The following is a 22,292-nucleotide window of genomic DNA, read 5'->3' on the forward strand; positions in this document are numbered from 1 at the left end:
TTGAGTTTGAAAAGCAGTATTATGATAATTTAATCCTGTCAGGTGTTGCTGCCTGACTCAAGTAAATAAGCCTCCGATAAAGTCGGGGCGGTTCAAATCTCAATCACACATGCCAATTGCACCGCATCAAATGGATCAATAGTTGTCAGCATGTCTTCATCGAAATATCTTCTTAAAATATTATGGCTACCCTGCTCGATGGTTTTCGCTATCTAAAGTAGCATATGAGCTATTTTTAATCACTTTATTGCATATACTGTCATTACTTGTTTGTGCAACCGAACTAACGCAGCTCCTAACGAAAGTGATTCTGACCAAACTGTTACCCATTGATACCGACGTAATGACGTCATGCGTGTATGATGTACGCGACAAATGTAAGCATCTTATCTATATCAATCATTACTATTGAGCCTCGCTATGCCTGAATCTCGTACCAATCTAAACCCTGAACCCAAAACCAGTTCGCCGTACTTTATCGGATTATTACTTCGCTATAGCACGTTTGGCGCGGCGATTTTAATTCTATTGGCGGGCTTATTATTGGTAAGTTGGTGGCTGATTGTGATCGGTGGTTTGGCTGTGGCACTTGGTATCTATGATTTGATTCAGTCTAAGCACGCCATATTGAGCAACTACCCTATCGCTGGACATATTCGCTATGTATTAGAGGATTTTCGCCCTGAGATTCGCCAGTACCTGCTTGAGGACGATAAAGAACAAGTACCGTTTTCACGCCAGCAGCGCGCGCTAGTCTATCAACGTGCTAAGAATGTCAGTGATACCAATGCCTTTGGTACGTTGGACAATTTATATACTCATGGTAAAGAATGGTTTTTGCAATCTACCATCAGTGCACCACTAGAGAACAAAGACTTTCGAATTATGGTCGGCGGTGAGCGTTGTCAGCAGCCACACGATATGTCAGTATTCAATATCTCAGCAATGAGCTTTGGCAGTCTCTCAGCGAACGCCATCATGGCACTCAATCAAGGCGCAAAATTGGGCGGATTTACTCATGACACGGGCGAAGGCGCGATCAGCCCTTATCATCGTAAGTTCGGTGGTGATTTGATTTGGGAGTTGGGTACGGGTTATTTTGGTTGCCGTGATAATGATGGTAACTTTGATCCACAGTCTTTCGCTGAAAAAGCCGTCGATCCGCAAGTTAAAATGATTGAAATCAAGCTTTCACAAGGTGCCAAGCCTGGTAAAGGTGGCTTCCTTCCTTCTAGCAAAATTACGCAAGAGATTGCAGACACACGTCAAGTACCTACGGGTCAAGACTGTATCTCGCCTTCTTCGCATACCGCATTTAGCACCCCGCGCGAGTTAGTCGCCTTTTGGCAGCAGCTGCGTGAGTTATCTGGTGGCAAGCCAGTTGGCTTCAAGCTATGTATTGGTCAGCCATGGCAGTTTATGGCGATTGTCAAAGCGATGATAGAGACGGATAACTATCCTGATTTTATCGTTATTGATGGTGCAGAAGGCGGCACAGGTGCAGCGCCTGTCGAGTTTATGGACAATGTCGGCATGCCAATGGTTGAAGGGTTTTTGCTCGTACATAATACTTTAGTCGGTGCAGGTATTCGTGACAAAATTAAGCTTGGCGTCAGTGGCAAGATCGTATCAGGCTTTGATATTGCGCGCATGATTGCGCTAGGTGCCGATTGGTGTAACTCAGCACGTGGCTTTATGTTTGCGGTTGGCTGCATTCAGTCGCGCTCTTGTCATACCAACACTTGCCCAACGGGTGTAGCTACCCAAGATCCATATCGTCAAAAGGCGCTCGACGTCCCTAGTAAAGCTGAGCGTGTTGCAAGTTTCCATAAAAACACGCTAAAATCGCTTGCCAGTATCGTAGGTGCGGTTGGTTTACAGCATCCTAGCCAATTACAGCCGTATCATATTGCACGCCGCTTAGACGATGGGCAGATTAAGCTGTTATCCAAATTCTTCTACTTTACTGATAAAGGCGCATTGCTCGATCATAGTGCCCGTGCCGATGTATTTAACCAGATGTGGGTCATGGCAAACCCTGATAGCTTCTTAGCCAATAATGACGCACTCATTGCTTATAACAAAGACTCGCGTGATAAGGGCAAGGAAACTGGCGCGCCAACAGAACACAGCGCTGGGTATAATTCTGAGCACTTGACCAATCTCACCGATGGTGGACGATTAATTGGTAATGTGAACAATACAATCCGTGACTTTCCGCCTACTAATGACTGAATCAGTGCCTAAATCGTTGTATTTAAAAAGTAGTGATGAAGAAGTAATTAAGCGGTAGATAGTAACCAAACTCAAATAATTTACACATTAAAAGACGCGTGATTGATGCCAAGTTCTATTTTTAACTTATTCTTATCAACGATAGTGCTTGCGCTAGGCCTGAGCGCTTGCCAGCAGACAAATACCAATGCGGCTAGCAGCGACACCGATAGCTGGTCATGTCAGACTGAAGACACGCCTTTTACTTATAGTTTTTGCCGTGTCGATGCTACCGCGTTAGCGAGCGAGCGTTATTCATTACAACTGTTTTGGCAATCTTCTGATAACAATAAGCCTTTGCTAACCTTTGATGCGTTATTGGCCACATTACCGAACAGTAAGACCCTTAACTTTGCCATGAATGCAGGCATGTATAATGAAAACTATGCACCGATTGGCTATACAGTCATCAAAGGCAAAGAACTCAAATCGTTAAATGTAAGAGAAGGTGGCGGTAATTTTCATCTATTACCTAATGGAGTTATGTGGTGGGACAAAGCTGGCACAGTGCAAATCACCGAAAGTAATGCGTTAAATGAGCAGCTAAAAAATGGTGATGTGCAGCCTTGGTATGCGACGCAATCTGGTCCTATGTTGGTCATCAATGACGAGATACACCCACAGTTTAACTCTGATAGCAGCTCAATCAAACTGCGTAATGGTGCAGGCGTTTGCCGTGACGGCAGTATACAGCTTGTTAATAGCGATGAGCCTGTGACCTTTTATCAGTTTGCAGAATTATTTAAGGATGAGCTGGGTTGTTCAAACGCGCTGTTTTTAGACGGTGGTATTGCCTCAGCGTTGTATGCGCCTAGTATCGACAAGCAGGATAAAAAAGAGATGGGCGTGATGATTGGATTGGTTGAAAATAAAGAGTAATACGTCTTTATATCTTTAGGTTAATCTCTTTCTTCTCATAGTATGTTGCATAAAAAAGCACTTGGCGTGATTATTTCATGCTAAGTGCTTTTTTATAAACGTTTATTTTGAGTATTATAGTTAAAGAACTCTAAAATGGGTACAAGGCAGCCGACTGCAAATAGTACAAATAGTCCATCTAAGGAGGGTAACGACGTAGCGGTTTAGTAGTTCACCGACTATATGTTAAAAACTAGCCACCCAAACTCATTTTGGGGCCAAATGGTTCGTAGTGGACGCTATCGACACCATGATCTAATGCTACTAACCCATCAATCATGCTCTCCATAAATGGCATCGAGCCGCACACATAGACATCGGCAGGCTTAGGCAAGGTAGCAAGCCATGTCTCATCTAATATCTGCCCAGACTCAAAGTAGAATATATGCTTTTCTACGTTCTCAGCCTTAGCAAGCAATGCCTCTACCTGATCAGAAAAAGCATGATGAGCGATATTTTGGCATGCATAAACCCAAATAATAGGTCGTTTTGGATTGGCCAGTACTTGCGCCTCTAACATAGACAGCACAGGTGTTACCCCGACACCGGCACTCATCAATACCAATGGAATCTCATTCTGCTGTACCAAATCTTGATTGAGCACAAAGTCACCAGCTGGCGCTGATAATAAAACCGTATCACCGACTTCTAGTTGATCATGCATATAGTTAGAGACCAATCCATGATGCTCATTGCGGTTATCACGTCGAACAGCAAACTGAATGCCGGCCTCGGTACTGGCAGAGTATAAAGAATAATGACGCAGCGCAATATGATCGCTGTCTGCTGGATCTGTTTTCACCGTGATATATTGACCAGCAGTTAAGGTCAACTTGCTTAAATCAATATCTTGAGCGTTTGCTAAATCATTGCTTTTATTGTTCTCACTCTTATCGACTGGTACCACGGTAAAGGCTGCGATATCTGTAGCGACCGCTTCCTTTTTAATTACCTTAAACGGTGCAAATCCCTGCCACATTGCTTCTTCATACATACCATGTTCAATCTGGATAAACACTGAGGCAATTTCATCATAAGCTTCTGTCCAAGCGTCAATAATGTCATCGGTAGCCGCCTCTCCTAGCACTTCTTTTATCGCCCCAATTAAATGCTTGCCGACGATAGGATAATGCTCAGGCAAAATCTGTAAGGCTCTATGCTTGTGGCTAATCTGGGTCACTTGTGGCAATAACATAGCCAACTTGTCCAAGTGCTTGGCAGCGGCCAATACTGTCATTGCTAGCGCCGTCTGCTGTCTTCCCAATTTTTGATTGGTTTCATTAAAAATATCTAACAGCTCAGGATGCTCGTTAAACATATTTTTGTAAAACACAGTGGTAATCGCAACGCCATGCTCTTCCAGTACAGGAACAGTTGCGGTGACGATTTCTAACGTTTTTGGTGAGGCCATATTGTTTCTCTTAGTCATTAACTGCATTGATAAACTGAGATGTTAAAAATAATCCGTCTAAACTGGCAATAATGAGCAGACCTTTTTACAGTGGTCATCAAAATTTTTAGCAGAGCAATTCAGAAATACTTATAACATTCATTTTAAATGAATGTTAACACACTTTATTAGGCATACCAATATACAATCAATATCGAGCTTATTTGCATCAACAAAAAAACAGCCGCTATGTTGTCATAACGGCTGTTTTTATAAGGATTTAAGCTGTGTTAACAGGTTTTAGGAGTTAGGTTAAATATTAAAATTACCGCGCCATATATTGAGTCATTTCTTCAACACCATGTAGCGTCATCGGGTACATTTTATTTTCGAATAGCTTTTTGATCTCAACGATGGTCTGCGTATATTGCCAATACGACGGGTTTTCAGGATTGAGCCAAGTTACTTTATCAAAATGCTCAAGTACACGCTTCAGCCATACAATGCCCGCTTCATTATTCATATACTCTACGCTGCCGCCTACTGTCATCAGTTCATAAGGCGACATCGATGCATCACCGACGAAGATAACACGATACTCACGGCCATATTTATTGAGTAGCTCAAACGTTGGCATCGGCGCACTATGGCGACGATTGTTGTCCTTCCACACATAGTCATACAAACAGTTATGAAAATAAAAGAACTCTAAGGTTTTGAATTCATTTTTTGCCGCAGAAAATAGTTTTTCGAGCGCTTCGACATGGATATCCATACTGCCGCCCACATCAAACAGCATCAACACTTTGACACGGTTACGGCGCTCTGCCTGCATATGTATATCGAGCACACCCTTTTTTGCCGTGCGCTTAATCGTCTCATGAATATCAAGCTCATCAGCACTGCCAGTCCGCGCAAACTGACGTAGATTGCGTAGCGCCATTTGAATTTGGCGAGTACCGAGCTGATTATCGTCATCGAGATTGCGATATTTACGCTGCTCCCAGACTTTTGCTGCGCTACGTTTGCGCGACTCACCGCCGACACGTACGCCTTCTGGATGATCGCCATAGGCACCAAATGGCGAAGTACCGCCTGTGCCTACCCATTTACTACCACCTTGATGACGCTCTTTTTGCTCTTTTAAACGTTCCTCTAACGCCTTCATCAGCTCTTCAAGCGAGCCATATTTTTTCAGTAATCGTCTTTGCTCTTCGGTCAGATTTTTGGGATCGAGCTTCAGATCCAGCCACTCTTTGGGCACATCTGTTAGCTTGGCCAACAGCTCATCCATATTGAGACTATCGACACCTTCAAAATAATCCGCCATGGCCCGATCGAACTTATCAAAATGGCGCTCGTCTTTGACCATGCACAGTCGAATCAGCCGATACATATCTTCGCGGCTAGCAAAAGTAGTCAGTGCTGGATCTTCAGGATGCGACTGCATCATCAGCCCTTTATCTAACGCGGCATTGAGATCGAGCAGCTCGCGCGTACTGACTGGCACGCCATAAGTACGCAAGGTATAGAATAGTTTGATAAACATAAGAGTCGTATCACTTATTGGCTGATATTATTATCTGGTGATATTGCTGATATCATTAATTGGTACAGGTTGAGCGCTTGCGTTGACTTTTACATCAGACATTCGATATTGGATATAAAAGGTTAAAGCCAATGCAAGCGGCAAACATTAGCGACGCATCATATTGGCAAAACGCTGTAATAAACTCACATCTGCCTCGTTTTTGAGCAACGCACCATATAGTGGCGGGATAGATTTCTCACCGCGCAGATTTTCTTCTAGCTCGTCCTGAGCCATATCATCAGCAAGTAACAAGGTTAACCAATCGACCAACTCAGACGTTGATGGCGGCTTTTTAAGACCTTGAATACCACGCAGTTTATAGAAGATATCCAATGCATCATTGACCAGTTTTTCCTGAATGTCTGGAAAATGCACTTCGATAATTTGGCGCATGGTTTCTTCTTCTGGGAAGTCAATGTAATGGAAGAAACAACGACGCAAAAACGCATCTGGCAACTCTTTTTCATTGTTTGAGGTAATAATAACCACTGGACGCTGCGCCGCTGTAATAGTTTCGCCAGTCTCATAAACATAAAAAGACATCTTATCAAGCTCATGTAGCAAATCATTTGGGAACTCGATATCGGCTTTATCAATCTCATCAATCAGCAGTACGCTACGCTCTGTACTGGTAAAAGCATCCCACAGCTTGCCCGGCTTGATATAGTTGGCAATGTCATAAACCTTGTCATCACCCAACTGCGAATCGCGCAGGCGTGATACCGCATCATACTCATACAGTCCTTGCTCCGCTTTAGTCGTCGATTTTACATGCCAAGTAATCAGTGGCATACCTAAACTCTCAGCAACTTCTTCGGCAAGCAACGTCTTACCTGTGCCAGGCTCACCTTTAATTAATAATGGCTTTTGTAAGGTCATAGCGGCATTTACGGCCAGTTGCAAATCATCGGTAGCAATATAACTACTGGTACCAGTAAAGTTTTTCTTAGTATTGTCAGCTGTGGTCATAATCAGATCTCGATTGTTGTTATAGATAAGTTGTTATAAATGGATAGGTCTAAAACATAAATGACTAATAAAGGATAAATTAGTAAAGAATAAATTAGATTAGCACAGCCTGATGCATTGCCAAAATACTCATGCGTTCGCATTTATTAACAATTGTTATGTGCAATGTATAGTGAGCAATTATTTATATGTCTAATAAACAGTCGAGCATAAAAAAAGACACGCAGCGGTGTCTTTTTATTCGGGTATCAAATAAATTCTAAAACAATAGTACTATCTTAGTGCCTAGCCTATTTTTATCACTTATCAGACGTATCGCTATCTGTTTTTTTAGCCAATGTACTGTCTTTTTTTAAGTTTACATTGGTGTCAGGCTGTTCGGTTACGGTAGCGCCTTCTGGCAAATAACTGCCTGTGGTCATTTGCAACGTGGCCTGCGTATCTTCTGCGCTGCGGCTACGGGCTTTGTCCAAACTTGATGCAAATGCACTGCGTATCAGTTGCCATACAAAACCAACGAACAACCCTGCGACCAGTATCACCAATATCGGCAGCATATTGGCAACCGCGCCTGCGTAATCTTTCATCATCACAGCATAGACGACGCTAATACTGGCTGGTGCAAGCTCGCTCGGATCACCAAGCGCTGTACCTGGTGCTAGTAATACTGCAAACAGAACCATCCAGCTCATACCGCCCAATGGTTTTGGCAGTACACGAGCAACGAGTATCCATAGTACTAGTACCAAAACAGCACCGCCCAGATAAGCATACATAGGCAAATCAGCGGGCGGGACATCCTTTACCATTTGGCCCCACCAAATGGCAATCTCACCGAGAATGTCACTGATAGACTCTAGCGGTAAGCTATGTAAGATATTTTTTAACCAGTCCATGCGTGTTTATTTACCTGCGTTTATCGCCGGTGACACAATCTGTGTCTAGCGGTATATGTGCGTTCTGTAGAACCAGAATGAGGCCAAATACATAATGAACTTGTGCATTATGTAGGCTTATATATGCATTGCGTAGGGTGTCAGTTTATCACGACTTTCTACTTAAATGCATGTGAGCAAATGTGTCGTAGGTTTTTATCAACGCTGTTTTCAAGGTAGCGTACTGATATTTCCTACCATACTTACTTGCTGACAAATCCATTAATTATAGATGCTGTCCTGCGATTCACGAGCACGCAGTTCTGCTTGGCGGCGCATCACATCTTGCGGCGGCAACTGCACAAAGTAACCTTGAGACTGTAGTTTTGCCAGTACTTCTTCTTTGTCGACACGAGCGAGCTTATCTTTAGTTGATAAGTCCAGATGCATGACGAACTTACTACGGCCTAAACCTGCACGGAAATCTTTTGGTAATACACCAAGCCAGTCTTTGATTTCATCAGTATCATCAGGATAATCAGGACGCGCAATGTAGATATACATGTCGTCGTGTTTGGGAAATTTATAAATATCGCAATGCATAAAAACCACCTATCAGAAACTATGGGCGTAGGTTAGCATATTTCAGGCAAATACCAGTAGTCGCTTTGCGTTTTGCTATGGTAATTTTTGTCAAAACACACAGATAAAACGCTGATATGAGCGATAAAAATATCGTTGTAAAACATAACCTATTTAACAGACTGCCCTATCAAAACATCATTTTTGCCAAATTTATTTATTTTAATGGCTTTGATGACTTGTAAAAGCGCTTTGAACCTTTCATAATAAAAGCGTTTTTCAGGAGAGAGTTTATCAGCATCGTTTTTGTATTGAACCCTATTGGTTATACAACTATCGCAATTGCTAGATAACCACCGAAGGCGCATCCACCCTGCCAATCGCTCAGGTAAAAGGACTGAAAAACGCATGTCACTGTTGTTTGATAATGTTTAGTAGTATGACGCTCATAGCGCACTACTTTTTTATCAAACATAAGGCATAACAAATCTGGAGAGTGGTAAGCACGGACGACGTCTTACCCACCGAAGGGGAGAAAATACGCTATCATCGATGATAGGGCTCATATAAATGCCCAAGAATGATAATTCGTGTTGAAAATCTCAGGTCACAGGACAGATAGGGCTTTAGCTCAAACTGACGTATAGCGTCTGTTTGGCTTACGTCTTCATCTTTGCTTTCTGTGTCACCCTTTGATGTGATATTTGCACCTTGCAATATTGCTTCTCGCTACTTTTACGTTGCGCATCACTCCTTACTCTGCCGAGTACGACTGATGTACACATAAGGATTTGTTATGACTGATACCCATTCTCAAGACATTACTTCTCAAAACCAAGCCCCTCAGCGCACCCCTTTTTACCAGTCTCATATTGATAGTGAGGGCAAACTGGTCGATTTTTCTGGTTGGGAATTGCCCATTCATTACGGTTCACAAATCGAAGAGCACGAAGCGGTACGTACAGATGCAGGTATGTTTGATGTCTCACATATGGTTGTGACTGATATCAAAGGCGCTGATACCAAAGCATGGCTACAAAAGCTACTCGCAAACGATGTCAACAAACTCACTACCGCTGGTAAAGCGCTGTACTCTGGCATGCTCAATGAGCAAGGCGGCGTCATCGATGATTTGATCGTCTACCTCATGAACGCAGAAGAAACTGAGTACCGTATCGTCTCTAACGCAGCCACTCGTGACAAAGACTTAGCACAGTTTAATAAAGTCGCTGAAGGCTTTGATATTACGATTACCGAGCGTCCTGAGCTTGCTATGCTTGCCGTGCAAGGTCCAAATGCTATTGCAAAACTGGCTCAAGCCAAACCAAGCTGGGCAGATACTTTAGCAGGACTAAAACCTTTCGTTGGTGCTGACTTGACCGATATCGAAGGCACCGATTGGTTTGTGGCTCGTACTGGCTATACTGGTGAAGATGGCGTCGAAGTCATTATGCATGCCGATGATGCCCCTGCTTTTTTTGAACAACTAAAAGCAAATGGCATCAAACCTGCCGGTCTTGGCGCACGTGATACTTTGCGTATGGAAGCGGGCATGAACCTTTATGGCCATGACATGGACGAAACCATCATCCCTTACGAGTGCAACATGGGCTGGACGCTAGCGCTCAAAGATGAGCGTGCCTTTGTCGGTCGCGAAGCATTGGTCAGCAAACGTAAGCAGTCAAAAGAAGACAACACCGCTATGAAGCAAGTGGGTCTGCTATTGACCACGCGTGGCGTATTGCGTGAAGGCATGACAGTGACTATCAATCAAGGCACTGACAATGAGCAAACCGGCATTATCACCAGTGGTACATTCTCCCCTAGCCTAAAAAACTCAATCGCGATTGCCCGTGTGCCTGCCAGCTTATCAGAAGATGACAGTGTACAAGTCGATCTACGCGGCAAAGGTAAATTCGTCGATGTACGCGTATTGAAGCTACCTTTTGTCCGTAACGGCAAGCAACAGTTTGACTCTTAGGTCTTATAAATTCTATCATTAGAGCGCGTTGTCATTTTACATACGATTATAAAAGTGACGACACGCCTAGCCTCCATTATTTTTGTTGGTGGTGTATCAAAAAGTATGCTGATTAAAATTCGAACAATTTTTGAAGCCTTTAAAGCCCTATAGAATCAGGGAACTTAGCATAGATTTCTTATTGACTTTTATCGCTAGCATACTTTTTGATACACCACCTTTTTGTTAATTAACCTCTATCACTTAGGAGAGAGACCATGAGCAACATCCCAGCAGAGCTAAAATATATTGCGAGTCACGAGTGGCTACGCCTAGAAGACGACGGTACGATCACTGTTGGCATCACTGACCATGCTCAAGATCTATTGGGTGATGTGGTATTCGTTGAGCTACCAGATGTGGGCGATATCATCGCTGTCGATGACGAAATCTCAGTTGTTGAATCAGTAAAAGCGGCGTCTGACGTTTATGCCCCTATTTCAGGTGAAGTCATCGCTATCAACGAAGCACTAGAAGATGATCCTGAAATCATCAACTCTGACCCATACGGCGAAGGTTGGTTCTTCAGAATGAAGCCTGACAACATCGCTGACTACGAAGCACTAATGACTGCTGACGAGTACGAAAGCGATTTATAAGCTAAGCACGTAAGCTAATCATGCTCTCGCAAGACATTAACATTTGTAAGATATTAGCTCGTACAAAGCACTAGCCCCGACTAAACAACATAGATACTGGCAGCAGCTGGTATCTATACTCCCTATTTAAACGATTTAAAAACCTTTCTCATTAAAAGTATTGTCTTAGTGACCATGCTTGTTATTTGAAAGCAGCTTTATATATAGATCTCCAACAATCATTATCGTCCGATGTTATTGCTCTCAAGCGTTATCTCATTGACTCGTATTGATCACCTCTTCGAATTCCAATGAATACGTACTATCAATAACGACGCAAACTGATAACCCAATTCTCAGCATGGATCCTAATATGAATGCCAACACCGATAATAAAGACCCCATCGCCACACCAAACCATACACCGCAGCTACAAGCCTTTCGCGATATCGTAGAATCACGCCGTTCCGTGCGCCGTTTTACTGACACGCCCATCCCTGACGACGTACTGGCAGACTGTCTGCGTTTGGCCATGCTAGCACCAAACTCTAGCAACTTACAGCCGTGGGAGTTTTATGTTATCGATGATGCTGACAATCGCAAACGCGCCATCAAAAACTGTATGAACCAAAACGCGGCAAAAACATCGGCGCGCTTAATCGCTATCGTTGCTCGCACCGACATCTGGCATGAGCATGCTCAGCAAATATTGCGCGAATACCCTGATCAGCCAGTCCCTAAGAAAGTGAAAGACTACTATAACAAAGTCGTTACGATGGACTTTTTGCGCGGCCCAGCCAACGTGGTTTCGGCTGCAAAATGGGGCGCCACGCAAGTGGTCAGACGCGTCAAAGGCCCTCTCAAATCGCCTTACTATACCTTTGAAGACACCAAAAACTGGGCAACCAATAACACCGCGCTTGCCGCCGAAAACCTAATGTTGGCACTACGTGCTCATGGTTTTGATAGCTGTCCTATGGGCGGCTTTGATGAGCCTGCCATGAAAGCGTTGCTCAATCTTAGCGACGACCATCATATCGTTATGATGATTGGCGCAGGTGAGCGTGCTGACAATGGCGTTTACAACACCCAATTCCGCTTTGATCAAAAACAGTTTGTGCATTACGTATAACGTACCGCTCACAGTGTTTCCTTAACTGCTCACAATGTTTTCTTAATTGCTATTTTGTTTATTACTCCCTTAACCAAGGATTGTCATGACTATCTCTCAAAACCCATCGTTTGATACCTTTCAAGGATTGTTCAACGAAGCTGAATTTGTCTATCGCCACTTAGGTTCGAATGAGACCAAGCAAGCTGACCTACTCAGCGCTGTTGGTTATAAAGATATGCAAAGCTTTATCAATGACACTGTGCCTGAGCCAGTACGTTTGCACAAAGAATTGGATTTGCCAGTGGCGATGAGTGAGCACGCTGCACTTGCCAAACTGCGCACGATGGCAGACGACATCACTGTCAACAAGAGCTATATCGGTCAAGGCTACTCTCCTGTTCGTATGCCGGCTGTCATTCAGCGCAATGTGCTCGAAAATCCAGGCTGGTATACCGCTTATACGCCTTACCAAGCGGAAATCGCTCAAGGTCGTCTAGAAGCATTACTGAACTTCCAACAAGTATGTATCGATTTGACTGGTCTTGAGCTGGCTGGTGCATCATTGCTTGATGAAGCAACGGCAGCGGCAGAAGCAATGGCGATGTCAAAGCGTGTGAGCAAAAGCAAATCAACACAGTATTTCGTCGATGAGCGTGTCTATCCACAAACGCTGGATGTTATCAATACTCGTGCGAAATACTTCGGTTGGGAAGTCGTTGTTGGTGATTTTGAAACGGCTAAATCAGGCGACTATTTCGGTGCGCTATTCCAGTACGTTGGTGCTGAAGGCGACGTTAAAGACTTAACAGACGTCATCAGTGCCGTAAAAGAAAACAAGACCTATGTAAGTGTCGTCAGTGACATTATGAGCTTGGTGTTATTAAAATCACCAGCCGATATGGGTGCCGACGTAGCGCTAGGTAGTACTCAGCGTTTCGGTATTCCAATGGGCTTTGGCGGTCCACATGCCGCTTATTTTGCGTTCTCTGATAAAGCCAAGCGTTCAGCGCCTGGTCGTATCATTGGTGTCTCAAAAGATGCACAAGGCAATACTGCATTACGTATGGCTCTACAAACGCGTGAGCAGCATATCCGCCGCGAAAAAGCCAACTCAAATATCTGTACCTCACAAGTATTGCTAGCCAACCTCGCTGGTATGTACGCGGTATACCATGGTCCAGACGGCGTGAAGCGTATTGCCACTCGTATTCATGCGTTTGCCACTGCGTTTGCTGATGCTATCACAGAATCTAATGACAGCAGCTTGAGCGTGGTACATGATCAATTCTTCGATACAGTCGTGGTTGATTGTGGTTCAGAGAAGCTTGCTACTCAAATTTTCAAAAATGCAGACAACGTTGGCTACAACTTATGGCGTCTAAGCGACACCAAATTGAGCGTTGCCTTTAGTGAAACCAGCGATCAGCAAGATTTCAACACCTTGACTCAGCTATTCGTCAACAAGTCACACGACCTACCTGAAACCGCTCGCGTCTCTCTAGATAGCGCACACTTGCGTACGGATGATATCTTGACTCATCCAGTATTCAACTCGCATCACACCGAGCATGAAATGCTACGCTACCTAAAGTCGCTTGAAGACAAAGACCTAGCGATGAACCGCAGCATGATTTCACTGGGTAGCTGTACCATGAAGCTAAACGCCACCAGTGAGATGCTACCGATTACTTGGCCTGAGTTTGCCAATGTGCATCCTTTTGCACCGCGTGATCAAGTTACTGGCTATATCGCGATGATCGATAGCTTGCAAGATCAATTAAAAGCCATTACTGGTTTTGATGATGTCTCTATGCAACCAAACTCTGGTGCTTCTGGTGAATATGCTGGTCTGTTAGCAATTCGCCGTTATCATGAATCACTAGGCGAAACCAATCGCGATGTTTGCCTGATTCCTATGTCGGCGCACGGTACCAACCCTGCTACTGCCATGATGATGGGTATGCAAGTAGTCGTGGTCAAAACTGATGAAAACGGCAACGTTGATATCGACGACTTAACCGCCAAATGTGAAGAGTACAGCGATCGCCTAGGTGCTTTAATGATCACTTATCCATCGACGCACGGTGTGTTCGAAGAAGGCATCCGTCATATCTGTGATTTGACCCACAAACATGGCGGTCAGGTCTATATGGACGGCGCGAACATGAATGCTCAGGTAGGCATGATGCAGCCTGCAGACGTTGGGGCTGATGTACTACACATGAACCTGCACAAAACCTTTTGTATCCCGCATGGCGGCGGTGGTCCAGGCATGGGCCCTATCGGTATGAAGGCGCATTTGGCAACATTTATGGCCAACCATACGCTAAGCCCTGTGCATAATGCACAAAAAGACTGCTCAGCGGTATCGGCTGCGCCTTATGGTTCAGCGAGCATCTTGCCTATCTCATGGATGTACATTGCCATGATGGGCCGTGATGGTCTGCTAAAAGCGACCGAGCTTGCCCTGCTAAACGCTAACTACGTAGCAGCTGAGCTAAAAGGTCACTACCCTGTCCTGTATGCAGGCAAAAACGGCCGCGTGGCTCACGAATGTATCATCGATATTCGTCCGTTAAAAGAGGAGACTGGTATCACTGAAAGTGATATCGCTAAGCGCTTAATGGATTATGGTTTCCACTCACCAACGATGAGCTTCCCAGTCGCTGGCACGCTGATGATTGAGCCCACAGAGTCTGAGTCAAAAGAAGAGTTGGATCGCTTTATCAGTGCGCTAAAATCTATCAAAGCTGAAGCCATGAAAGCCAAAGCTGGTGAAGATAACTGGACGCTAGAAGACAACCCATTAGTCAATGCACCGCATACGGCTGCTATGATTACTGGCGAAGAGTGGACGCATCCTTACAGCCGTGAGACTGCTGCATTCCCACTGCCGTACATCTGTGCAAACAAGTTCTGGCCAAGTGTCGCTCGTGTCGATGATGCTTATGGTGACAAGAACTTAATGTGCTCTTGCCCAAGTATCGAAAACTATATGTAGTTATTATTTCGGATAGTTATTCTCTGTAGTAAAAAACCTCCAAGTCAGCAGCTGACTTGGAGGTTTTTATTTGTCTGACTTTTTATCTATTACGTTAGCAGGTAATATTATCAATAAAATAAACGATAAGAACTCAATGTAATAAAAGCTTATATTGATAATAAGCTATTCATCCTAAATTTCTGAAGCAATCATTTGGACACTGCTATGCAACATAAAGCGCCTAAACAAAAAACTCGCGTCATTCTAATACATGGGCTACACCAAACCCCATGGATCATGCGACCATTAGCCAAGCGCCTGCAATCAGCAGGATTTGATACCCATCAGTACGGCTACCGTAGTATGCGTGATGGTATCAAAACCAATAGCGCCCGCCTAAATAGCTGGCTAGAAACAAACCATCACCCAGATCATCCTATCGATTTGGTCGGGCATAGTTTAGGTGGTTTGATCATTCGTGATTTTGTCGCTCAGTATCCAAAATGGAAAATCGGACGTTGCGTGACGCTAGGAACACCGCATATAGGAAGTGTTTGTGCAGATTATATTTGGCGATTGACTCCTGCTGTCGTAGGTCGCTCATATGTCGACGCACTGGACGGCACAGTCGCGCCATTGCCCAAACACGTGACGTTAGGCGTTATCGCTGGCAACCGTCCTTATGGTCTAGGTCAGCTATTCTTACAATATCATAATCGCAAACTGCGCAAATCTGATAAGCCACCCCTTAACGAGCAGCTTGTACATGACGGGACAGTATATATAGAGGAGACGAAGATAGAGGCTGCAGCTGATCATATCATCATGCCAGTCTCACATACTGGCATGCTAGTGAACCCCGAGGTTGCCGAGCAGACTCGATACTTTTTAGAGCATGGACGATTTAAACGCTAAGAGCTGTATGAATACTTGAAGGTCAGTTTTCAGTCTTATCGAACGCTTCCTTATTAAACAGCGCATTATCGAACGCTGCTTTATTGAACACGAATACCCATGCCCTGCTGCAGTTCGGTTTTATGCTTTCTAATGACTGGAATTAAGGTTTTAACAACCCAGTCGTTACGCCAACCTTTTAGCCCTTGCGGCAGTTCGCTCACGTCTTTATCAAGAGCAACCACTTCATAAAGTTGTCCTAGCCATTTTTTACGCATCAATACACTGGCAGGTATACCGATTTCGCGCGCATGCTCATCAATCGCTTGCTGCACTGCTTTCGATAATACTTTGTTTTTTGAGCGATATGGTGGCACTAGACAGTCTGGATGCTCTGTAGGCGGTAGACTCTTGGCATCTCTAATTACTTTCAGCAGCTCTTCACCATATAGTCGCAGCATACTACGGTGCATGGTCGTTTTATGTGCCAGCTCCCGCATACTGTTTGGCTTTTCAGTGACTATCTCACGCACTGCTTGTTTTTTTATGACAAAGGTACGCGGTTGATTGGTCGCACGTGCTAGCTCTTCTCGCCACGTAGCCACACCTTTGAGTATCGCCATTTGCTGTGAGTTATAGCGGTAATCTGCCATCGTTAGATACATCGCTTCATCTTCGACGTGCTGCGAGTCATACAAATCACTAGCATAGAGCTGACAGTCAGCCCAGACATAATCATATAAGCCTTGCGACTTAAGCGCATGCTCGATACTGAGATACAGCGCTGGCAAATAACGCACATCATCGATAGCATACTGCTCTTGTTCATCTGTCAACGGACGCTGGAGCCAGTCAGACTGGCTGTGTTCTTTGTCGATATGCATATCTAGCTGATCAGCCAATGCTTGCTGATAGCCCATTTGCAATTGACCCGTTAGATAAGACAACGCAATTTGCGTATCGAAGATATTGGTCAACGGTGGGCAGCCAGACAACAGATAAAAAATGCCCAAATCTTCGCCGCAGGCGTGCCAGATAGCCACATCTACTTTGCGTAGCGCTTCCCACAGCTCAGACAGTTGTAGCTGCGGTGCATCCAGTAGATAAACATGATCGCCAGTGTTCAACTGCACCAGTGCCAAGCGCGGATAATAAGTGTCACGCTTGATAAACTCAGTATCTAAGGCTACGCGTCCACAAGTCGCTAAGGCAACAAGAACCTCGTCTAAATCGCCTTGCTTACGTACCCATGTAATAGCAACGTCATCAGCAATATCCAATAGTGCATCAATATCTAGCACCTCAGCATCTGGAGTATTAGACACTGGCTCAGATGAAGTGGCTGCTGACATTGGCTCAGTATTAGCGGCTTCTTGTAATGAGCCATTATTGATATCAGCAGCATTTGATTGAGCTGAGGCGTTTGAAACGTTATTGGACACGGGCAGATACCTGCATTAATAGGAGAAAATAAAACGCTAAACCGCGCCTTAATAGAATTAGAAAATAAACAATAATAAAGTAATTATAGCAATTCCAAGAAATGAATTGGGTAAGACTTTGAAGCAATCAAAATATTATAAAAAAGAACGATTTTGCATGGCTTGACCAAGCGTCATACTATCCAGATATTCAAGCTCGCCGCCCATCGGGACGCCTTGTGCTAAGCGCGTCACTTTATTGACATGACGACTGACAGCCTCACTGATAAAGTGCGCCGTAGTCTGCCCTTCGACAGTCGTACCTGTTGCCAGTATGAGCTCTTCGACAGGTTCTTGCTTCACTCGCCATACGAGCTGATCAATATTTAAGTCATCAGCGCTGATACCATCAATTGGCGATAGATGCCCACCCAACACAAAATAACGACCACGGTAACCAGCTGTCTGCTCAATGGCCATCACATCTGCTGCTGTCTCGACCACGCATAGCAGACTGTCATCACGTCTAACATCTTGGCAAAGCGGACATACAGCCTCATCACTAAAGCTATGGCAACGTTGACATTCAACAATATCACGCATAGCTTCATCTAGTGCTTGGGCTAGTGCCATGCCTTGTGGGCGTTTTTTACTGAGCAGATGTAGCGCCATTCGTTGGGCACTTTTTTGACCGACGCCTGGCAATATACGCAGCTGTTTGACCAGCTGATCAAATTTGGCTGTAAGCAAAGTAGCTTCCTTTAGTTGACTTTATCTAACTGAATTTATAAATCGTAGCTATAAAAATGGGGTCGTATCGTATCGATAACAACCCCATTTTTGTCTTTAGTATGAAGTATTTAATGCTTAAAACATGCCTTGCATACCTGGTGGCAGACCCATACCTGAAGTCGCGCCAGCCATCGTTTCTTCATATAGTGCATCTGCTTGACGAACCGCATCATTAATAGCAGCAGCGATAAGATCTTCAATCATATCTGGCTCATCTTCTAGCAGACTTGGATCAATAGTCAAACGCTTAACCACATGACGACCAGTCATCGTTACTTTAACTAAGCCACTGCCCGCTTCTGCTTGTACTTCTTTATTAGCAAGTTCTTTCTTAGCGTTTTCAACGTTTGCTTCTACTTTCTTTTGCATCGTTTGTGCTTGTTGCATCAATGCTTGAATGTTCATAGTTGCCTCTTTTGTTATTTATGGTTTGTATTTTATGCTAGTGCGTATAGTAATGAATAATTAACAACGTAAAGTTAATGCAATGCGTTAGTGCAGATTATACCGTTATCTTTACAAACTGTCTAAACCACGTGCTAAGTCTTTGATAATATCGTCTACATCTTCTAGACCTACCGACAGACGAATCAGGCCATCTTTAACGCCAGCTTCAGCACGCGCCTCAGCACTCAGGCGAAAATGTGTGGTCGTCGCAGGATGGGTAATCGTGGTTTTGGCATCACCCAAATTATTGGTGATAGAAACCATTCGAGTTGAGTCAATCACGTGCCACGCAGCCGCTTTTGAGTCAAGGCTAGCAGATGGCTTAACTTCAAAGCCCATGATAGCACCATAGCCATCTTTCATATGATGCTGACGTGTGGCAAGCTCATGCGCGGGGTGATCACTCAAGCCTGAGAAATGTACCGTGCTCACATTAGGATGATTGACCAAGAATTCTGCCACTTGATTGGCATTTTGGCAGTGTGCTTGCATACGTAATTTAAGTGTCTCAAGCCCCTTGGTAAATACCCAAGCATTAAACGGACTCATGCTAATACCGCCTGAGCGCACAACAGTAAACGCTTCTTGCATCAGCTCATCACTGCCAACTAACGCACCGCCCAGCACTCGACCCTGTCCATCCAAGTATTTGGTCGCAGAGTGAATCACCACATCCGCACCCAAGTCTAATGGGCGCTGCAAGGCTGGTGTCGCAAAGCAGTTATCGACGACGAGTAATATGTCATTGGCTTTGCATAGCTGGCTTAGATAACCGATATCACAAATCTGAGCCAATGGATTACTTGGACTTTCACAATAGATCACTTTGGTGTTTGGTTGTACCGCATTGGCCCATGCGTCATTGTCGAAGCAATCAACATAGCTGACTTCAACACCGAATTTGGCCATATAGTTGTTGAATAGACCGATAGATGAGCCAAATAACTGGTTGGCCGCGAGCAGATGGTCGCCCGCTTTAAGATATGCCAAGCACATGGTCAGGATTGCACCCATACCAGAGGCCGTTGCAACCGCACGCTCACCGTTTTCTAGCGCGGCGAGACGACGCTCAAAAGTACGGACGCTTGGGTTGGTATGACGAGAGTAAACGTTTCCTGTCTTTGTACCGTCAAAATGTGCCGCGGCATCAGCGGCTGATTGGTAGACATACGAGCTGGTGGTAAAGATCGGTTCTGAATGCTCGCCCTCATCGGTACGATGCTGACCTGCGCGCACGGCGATGGTTTGCATACCATAATCAAGCCCTAAATCTAAGGCATCATTGCGCCAGTTTGGATCTAATCCATCGTTTAAATGCGTTTGTTTGTGACTCTCATCTTTTGTTTGCGACTGACTCATAGACGTTCCGTTGCTGTGTTTTGGTTGATATAAAAGGACTGCTTATTTTTTTGATTATTAAGCAAATTCATCAGCGTTATCATAACATGCTGACTTATTTCAAACATCTGCTTTCAGATACCTCTCCATATTATTTGTGCCTACTGCAGACTCAAACGATTCAGGATAAGGAGTATCAGACAGGTTGAACTGCCTTAAAAACAGACCACATCCATCGTCAAACCTAACAAAAATAACGTATTTATAATAGGCAGATATGCTAACAGCTGCTAAGCTTAGCGACGATTTGAATTTTGGCGTTGGTGATATTTTTATAGACCGTCCAATCAATGCTATCATCCTTAAAAATAGATGAACAATTTCAGCAAATTACTTATCCATGCATTTTATTTATCAGTATATTTAGGCTCATCAAGGTAAATTCGTTATGTCGATGTTCAGTATAGAACCAAGCAGCTTATCGTTGAGTCTGACACTTGGGCTGACTTTAGGTCTGAGCGCTTGCCAGAGCCTACCCAAACAGCCTCACCTGCCTGAGAGTCAAGCATTATCAGCGCGAGTCAATGCTTTATACCAACAAGAAGACAGCCCAAAGATTGAGCAAAATACAGCGACTACAACCAACAATACTGATCTAGTGGCCGCTGTTAGTGCGCAGAATGAAATTCATCCTGATTTGTCAGGCTATCATCCGATCGTCACTGGGGCAAATGCGTTTGCCGCCCGTAGTATGTTAACAGGTATGGCCACGCGCAATATCGATGCGCAGTATTATATTTGGCATAATGATCAGGCTGGCCAACTGCTATTAAAAGAATTGTGGGAAGCGGCTGAGCGCGGTGTGATCGTGCGTTTGTTGTTGGATGATTTTAATAACAGTGCAAAGTTTGATCAGCACCTATTACGTTTTGCGAGCCACCCTAATATCGCGGTGCGTATCATCAACCCATTAATGCACCGTAAGTTTTCAACATTGAACTACGTCACAGGTTTGCCGCGTATCAATCGCCGTATGCACAATAAAAGCATGACGTTTGATAAACAGATTACCATTATCGGCGGACGTAATATCGGTAATGAGTACCTGAGTAACGATCAAAGCAGCCAGTTTGCGGATTTGGATGTTTTACTGATTGGTAAAGTCGTCGCAGACATTGATAATAGCTTTGCCAGTTACTGGTCATCGCCGCTGTCGTTTGACATCGAAACTTTAGCCAAGTTCGACGATGACGTCACGCCTGATTTTTTGAAGGCATTAGACAAGCTGGGTATAGATGAGGAAAATAACGAAGGCAGTAGCTTGACGGTTTATAAAGCCGCCATCAAAGACTCGACGATAGACACTGATCTGATCAACAAACGCGTGCCGTTTCGTTGGACAGACATGCAGTTTTTGAGTGACGATGTTGGCAAGCTGTCCAAAAGCGTCTCATCTGAGACCAACTTGGTTCATCAGTTGCGTAACTTGCTTGGTAGCCCAACCAAGAAATTGACGATTATTTCTTCTTATTTTGTACCGACCAAAGATGGCGTCGATACGTTGGTTAAACTGGCTGAAGCTGGTGTCGATATTAAGATACTAACCAACTCATTTGATGCGACCGATGTGACTGCCGTGCATTCTGGTTATAGCCAGTGGCGACCTCGCCTGCTTCGTTCGGGCGTCAAAATATATGAGCTTAAATCGACCGCTGCTGAAGAAAAACGTGACAACAAACTGTGGCGGGCCCGTAGTCAATCTTCAACCAGTTTGCACGCAAAAACGTTTGCAGTAGATGATTATCAAGTCTTTATCGGTTCATACAACGTTGACCCACGCTCTGCCAATATCAATACCGAAATGGGCGTAATCATTAATGATGATGAACTAGCAAGGCAGCTGCATGGCGCTTTGAGCGACGATCTATTAAATCAAGCGTATGAAGTCAAGCTACTAGAAAATGGCAACCTGCAATGGCACACCATGGAGAAAGGCGAAAAGGTAGTCTATGACTCAGAGCCACGAGTGGACATGGCTGACCATGTTTGGTTAACCATTATGTCTTGGTTGCCCATTGACTGGCTATTATAAGAAATATCAGTTAG

17 protein-coding genes and 2 riboswitches are annotated in these 22,292 nt (G+C 44.3%); of the genes, 8 read left to right on the forward strand and 9 right to left on the reverse strand.

The window, feature by feature from the left end; translation table 11 throughout:
• The first annotated feature begins 420 nt into the window (after positions 1-420).
• Both ACQKCG_RS00005 and ACQKCG_RS00010 read left to right on the forward strand, forming a co-directional pair.
• Positions 421-2,235 carry an FMN-binding glutamate synthase family protein gene (locus tag ACQKCG_RS00005; RefSeq protein WP_427584913.1) on the forward strand — a complete coding sequence of 605 codons (1,815 nt, stop codon included), beginning with the start codon at positions 421-423 and terminating at the stop codon, positions 2,233-2,235.
• 105 nt (positions 2,236-2,340) lie between these two features.
• Positions 2,341-3,153 (forward strand): phosphodiester glycosidase family protein, encoded by an 813-nt coding sequence (locus tag ACQKCG_RS00010; RefSeq protein WP_201570031.1) that lies wholly within the window; start codon positions 2,341-2,343, stop codon positions 3,151-3,153.
• Between the two features lie 232 nt (positions 3,154-3,385).
• On the opposite strand, the gene ACQKCG_RS00015 is transcribed toward ACQKCG_RS00010, so the two are convergent.
• From ACQKCG_RS00015 to ACQKCG_RS00035, 5 genes are all read right to left on the reverse strand, one after another.
• The gene (locus tag ACQKCG_RS00015; RefSeq protein ID WP_427584914.1) at positions 3,386-4,603 is read right to left on the reverse strand and encodes a globin domain-containing protein; all 1,218 of its coding nucleotides are present in this window, start codon (positions 4,601-4,603) and stop codon (positions 3,386-3,388) included.
• A gap of 304 nt (positions 4,604-4,907) precedes the next feature.
• The gene (locus tag ACQKCG_RS00020) at positions 4,908-6,131 is read right to left on the reverse strand and encodes a vWA domain-containing protein (RefSeq protein WP_201570021.1); all 1,224 of its coding nucleotides are present in this window, start codon (positions 6,129-6,131) and stop codon (positions 4,908-4,910) included.
• Positions 6,132-6,278: 147 nt separating this feature from the next.
• Positions 6,279-7,142 carry an AAA family ATPase gene (locus ACQKCG_RS00025; protein ID WP_101205695.1) on the reverse strand — a complete coding sequence of 288 codons (864 nt, stop codon included), beginning with the start codon at positions 7,140-7,142 and terminating at the stop codon, positions 6,279-6,281.
• 299 nt (positions 7,143-7,441) lie between these two features.
• Positions 7,442-8,038 (reverse strand): hypothetical protein, encoded by a 597-nt coding sequence (locus ACQKCG_RS00030; protein ID WP_201570019.1) that lies wholly within the window; start codon positions 8,036-8,038, stop codon positions 7,442-7,444.
• Positions 8,039-8,299: 261 nt separating this feature from the next.
• Entirely contained in the window at positions 8,300-8,620 is a 321-nt protein-coding gene (locus ACQKCG_RS00035) for a YcgL domain-containing protein (RefSeq protein ID WP_057760762.1), read from the reverse strand.
• A gap of 249 nt (positions 8,621-8,869) precedes the next feature.
• Positions 8,870-9,009: riboswitch (glycine riboswitch) on the forward strand.
• 69 nt (positions 9,010-9,078) lie between these two features.
• Positions 9,079-9,227, forward strand: a riboswitch (glycine riboswitch).
• 168 nt (positions 9,228-9,395) lie between these two features.
• Between ACQKCG_RS00035 and gcvT the strand changes: the two genes are divergently transcribed.
• From gcvT to ACQKCG_RS00060, 5 genes are all read left to right on the forward strand, one after another.
• Positions 9,396-10,580, forward strand: coding sequence for a glycine cleavage system aminomethyltransferase GcvT (gene gcvT / locus ACQKCG_RS00040; protein ID WP_201570017.1), 1,185 nt, complete (start codon positions 9,396-9,398; stop codon positions 10,578-10,580).
• Between the two features lie 257 nt (positions 10,581-10,837).
• Entirely contained in the window at positions 10,838-11,218 is a 381-nt protein-coding gene (gcvH, locus tag ACQKCG_RS00045; protein WP_057760766.1) for a glycine cleavage system protein GcvH, read from the forward strand.
• A 352-nt stretch (positions 11,219-11,570) separates the two neighbouring features.
• Positions 11,571-12,329: a nitroreductase family protein gene (locus ACQKCG_RS00050; protein ID WP_427584917.1), complete on the forward strand. Its 759-nt coding sequence runs from the start codon at positions 11,571-11,573 to the stop codon at positions 12,327-12,329.
• Positions 12,330-12,414: 85 nt separating this feature from the next.
• Entirely contained in the window at positions 12,415-15,312 is a 2,898-nt protein-coding gene (gcvP, locus tag ACQKCG_RS00055; protein ID WP_427584918.1) for an aminomethyl-transferring glycine dehydrogenase, read from the forward strand.
• A gap of 207 nt (positions 15,313-15,519) precedes the next feature.
• Entirely contained in the window at positions 15,520-16,209 is a 690-nt protein-coding gene (locus ACQKCG_RS00060; protein ID WP_427584919.1) for an esterase/lipase family protein, read from the forward strand.
• Positions 16,210-16,289: 80 nt separating this feature from the next.
• On the opposite strand, the gene ACQKCG_RS00065 is transcribed toward ACQKCG_RS00060, so the two are convergent.
• The 4 genes from ACQKCG_RS00065 to ACQKCG_RS00080 form a co-directional block, all read right to left on the reverse strand.
• Positions 16,290-17,630: a ribonuclease D gene (locus ACQKCG_RS00065; RefSeq protein WP_427584920.1), complete on the reverse strand. Its 1,341-nt coding sequence runs from the start codon at positions 17,628-17,630 to the stop codon at positions 16,290-16,292.
• 135 nt (positions 17,631-17,765) lie between these two features.
• Positions 17,766-18,359, reverse strand: coding sequence for a recombination mediator RecR (gene recR / locus ACQKCG_RS00070; protein WP_427584922.1), 594 nt, complete (start codon positions 18,357-18,359; stop codon positions 17,766-17,768).
• Positions 18,360-18,476: 117 nt separating this feature from the next.
• Positions 18,477-18,806, reverse strand: a complete 330-nt coding sequence (locus tag ACQKCG_RS00075; protein WP_045445429.1) for a YbaB/EbfC family nucleoid-associated protein — start codon at positions 18,804-18,806, stop codon at positions 18,477-18,479.
• Between the two features lie 111 nt (positions 18,807-18,917).
• Positions 18,918-20,207 carry an O-succinylhomoserine sulfhydrylase gene (locus ACQKCG_RS00080; protein WP_424511092.1) on the reverse strand — a complete coding sequence of 430 codons (1,290 nt, stop codon included), beginning with the start codon at positions 20,205-20,207 and terminating at the stop codon, positions 18,918-18,920.
• Between the two features lie 427 nt (positions 20,208-20,634).
• Here ACQKCG_RS00080 and ACQKCG_RS00085 point away from each other — a divergent pair, with 427 nt between their 5' ends.
• The gene (locus ACQKCG_RS00085; RefSeq protein WP_427584924.1) at positions 20,635-22,278 is read left to right on the forward strand and encodes a phospholipase D family protein; all 1,644 of its coding nucleotides are present in this window, start codon (positions 20,635-20,637) and stop codon (positions 22,276-22,278) included.
• Positions 22,279-22,292 lie beyond the last annotated feature (14 nt).

The sequence above is a fragment of the Psychrobacter sp. NPDC078929 genome, assembly GCF_050267985.1.
Lineage (GTDB): Bacteria > Pseudomonadota > Gammaproteobacteria > Pseudomonadales > Moraxellaceae > Psychrobacter.

What these genes read in the sequence shown, in the direction of transcription:
- ACQKCG_RS00025 (WP_101205695.1), bottom strand. Translation starts at nt 7,142, where the DNA reads ATGACCACAGCTGACAATACTAAGAAAAACTTTACTGGTACCAGTAGT.
- gcvH (WP_057760766.1), top strand. Translation starts at nt 10,838, where the DNA reads ATGAGCAACATCCCAGCAGAGCTAAAATATATTGCGAGTCACGAGTGG.
- ACQKCG_RS00080 (WP_424511092.1), bottom strand. Translation starts at nt 20,207, where the DNA reads ATGAGTCAGTCGCAAACAAAAGATGAGAGTCACAAACAAACGCATTTA.
- ACQKCG_RS00050 (WP_427584917.1), top strand. Translation starts at nt 11,571, where the DNA reads ATGAATGCCAACACCGATAATAAAGACCCCATCGCCACACCAAACCAT.
- ACQKCG_RS00085 (WP_427584924.1), top strand. Translation starts at nt 20,635, where the DNA reads ATGTCGATGTTCAGTATAGAACCAAGCAGCTTATCGTTGAGTCTGACA.
- gcvP (WP_427584918.1), top strand. Translation starts at nt 12,415, where the DNA reads ATGACTATCTCTCAAAACCCATCGTTTGATACCTTTCAAGGATTGTTC.
- ACQKCG_RS00035 (WP_057760762.1), bottom strand. Translation starts at nt 8,620, where the DNA reads ATGCATTGCGATATTTATAAATTTCCCAAACACGACGACATGTATATC.
- ACQKCG_RS00010 (WP_201570031.1), top strand. Translation starts at nt 2,341, where the DNA reads ATGCCAAGTTCTATTTTTAACTTATTCTTATCAACGATAGTGCTTGCG.
- ACQKCG_RS00060 (WP_427584919.1), top strand. Translation starts at nt 15,520, where the DNA reads ATGCAACATAAAGCGCCTAAACAAAAAACTCGCGTCATTCTAATACAT.
- gcvT (WP_201570017.1), top strand. Translation starts at nt 9,396, where the DNA reads ATGACTGATACCCATTCTCAAGACATTACTTCTCAAAACCAAGCCCCT.
- ACQKCG_RS00075 (WP_045445429.1), bottom strand. Translation starts at nt 18,806, where the DNA reads ATGAACATTCAAGCATTGATGCAACAAGCACAAACGATGCAAAAGAAA.
- ACQKCG_RS00020 (WP_201570021.1), bottom strand. Translation starts at nt 6,131, where the DNA reads ATGTTTATCAAACTATTCTATACCTTGCGTACTTATGGCGTGCCAGTC.
- ACQKCG_RS00030 (WP_201570019.1), bottom strand. Translation starts at nt 8,038, where the DNA reads ATGGACTGGTTAAAAAATATCTTACATAGCTTACCGCTAGAGTCTATC.
- ACQKCG_RS00015 (WP_427584914.1), bottom strand. Translation starts at nt 4,603, where the DNA reads ATGGCCTCACCAAAAACGTTAGAAATCGTCACCGCAACTGTTCCTGTA.
- ACQKCG_RS00005 (WP_427584913.1), top strand. Translation starts at nt 421, where the DNA reads ATGCCTGAATCTCGTACCAATCTAAACCCTGAACCCAAAACCAGTTCG.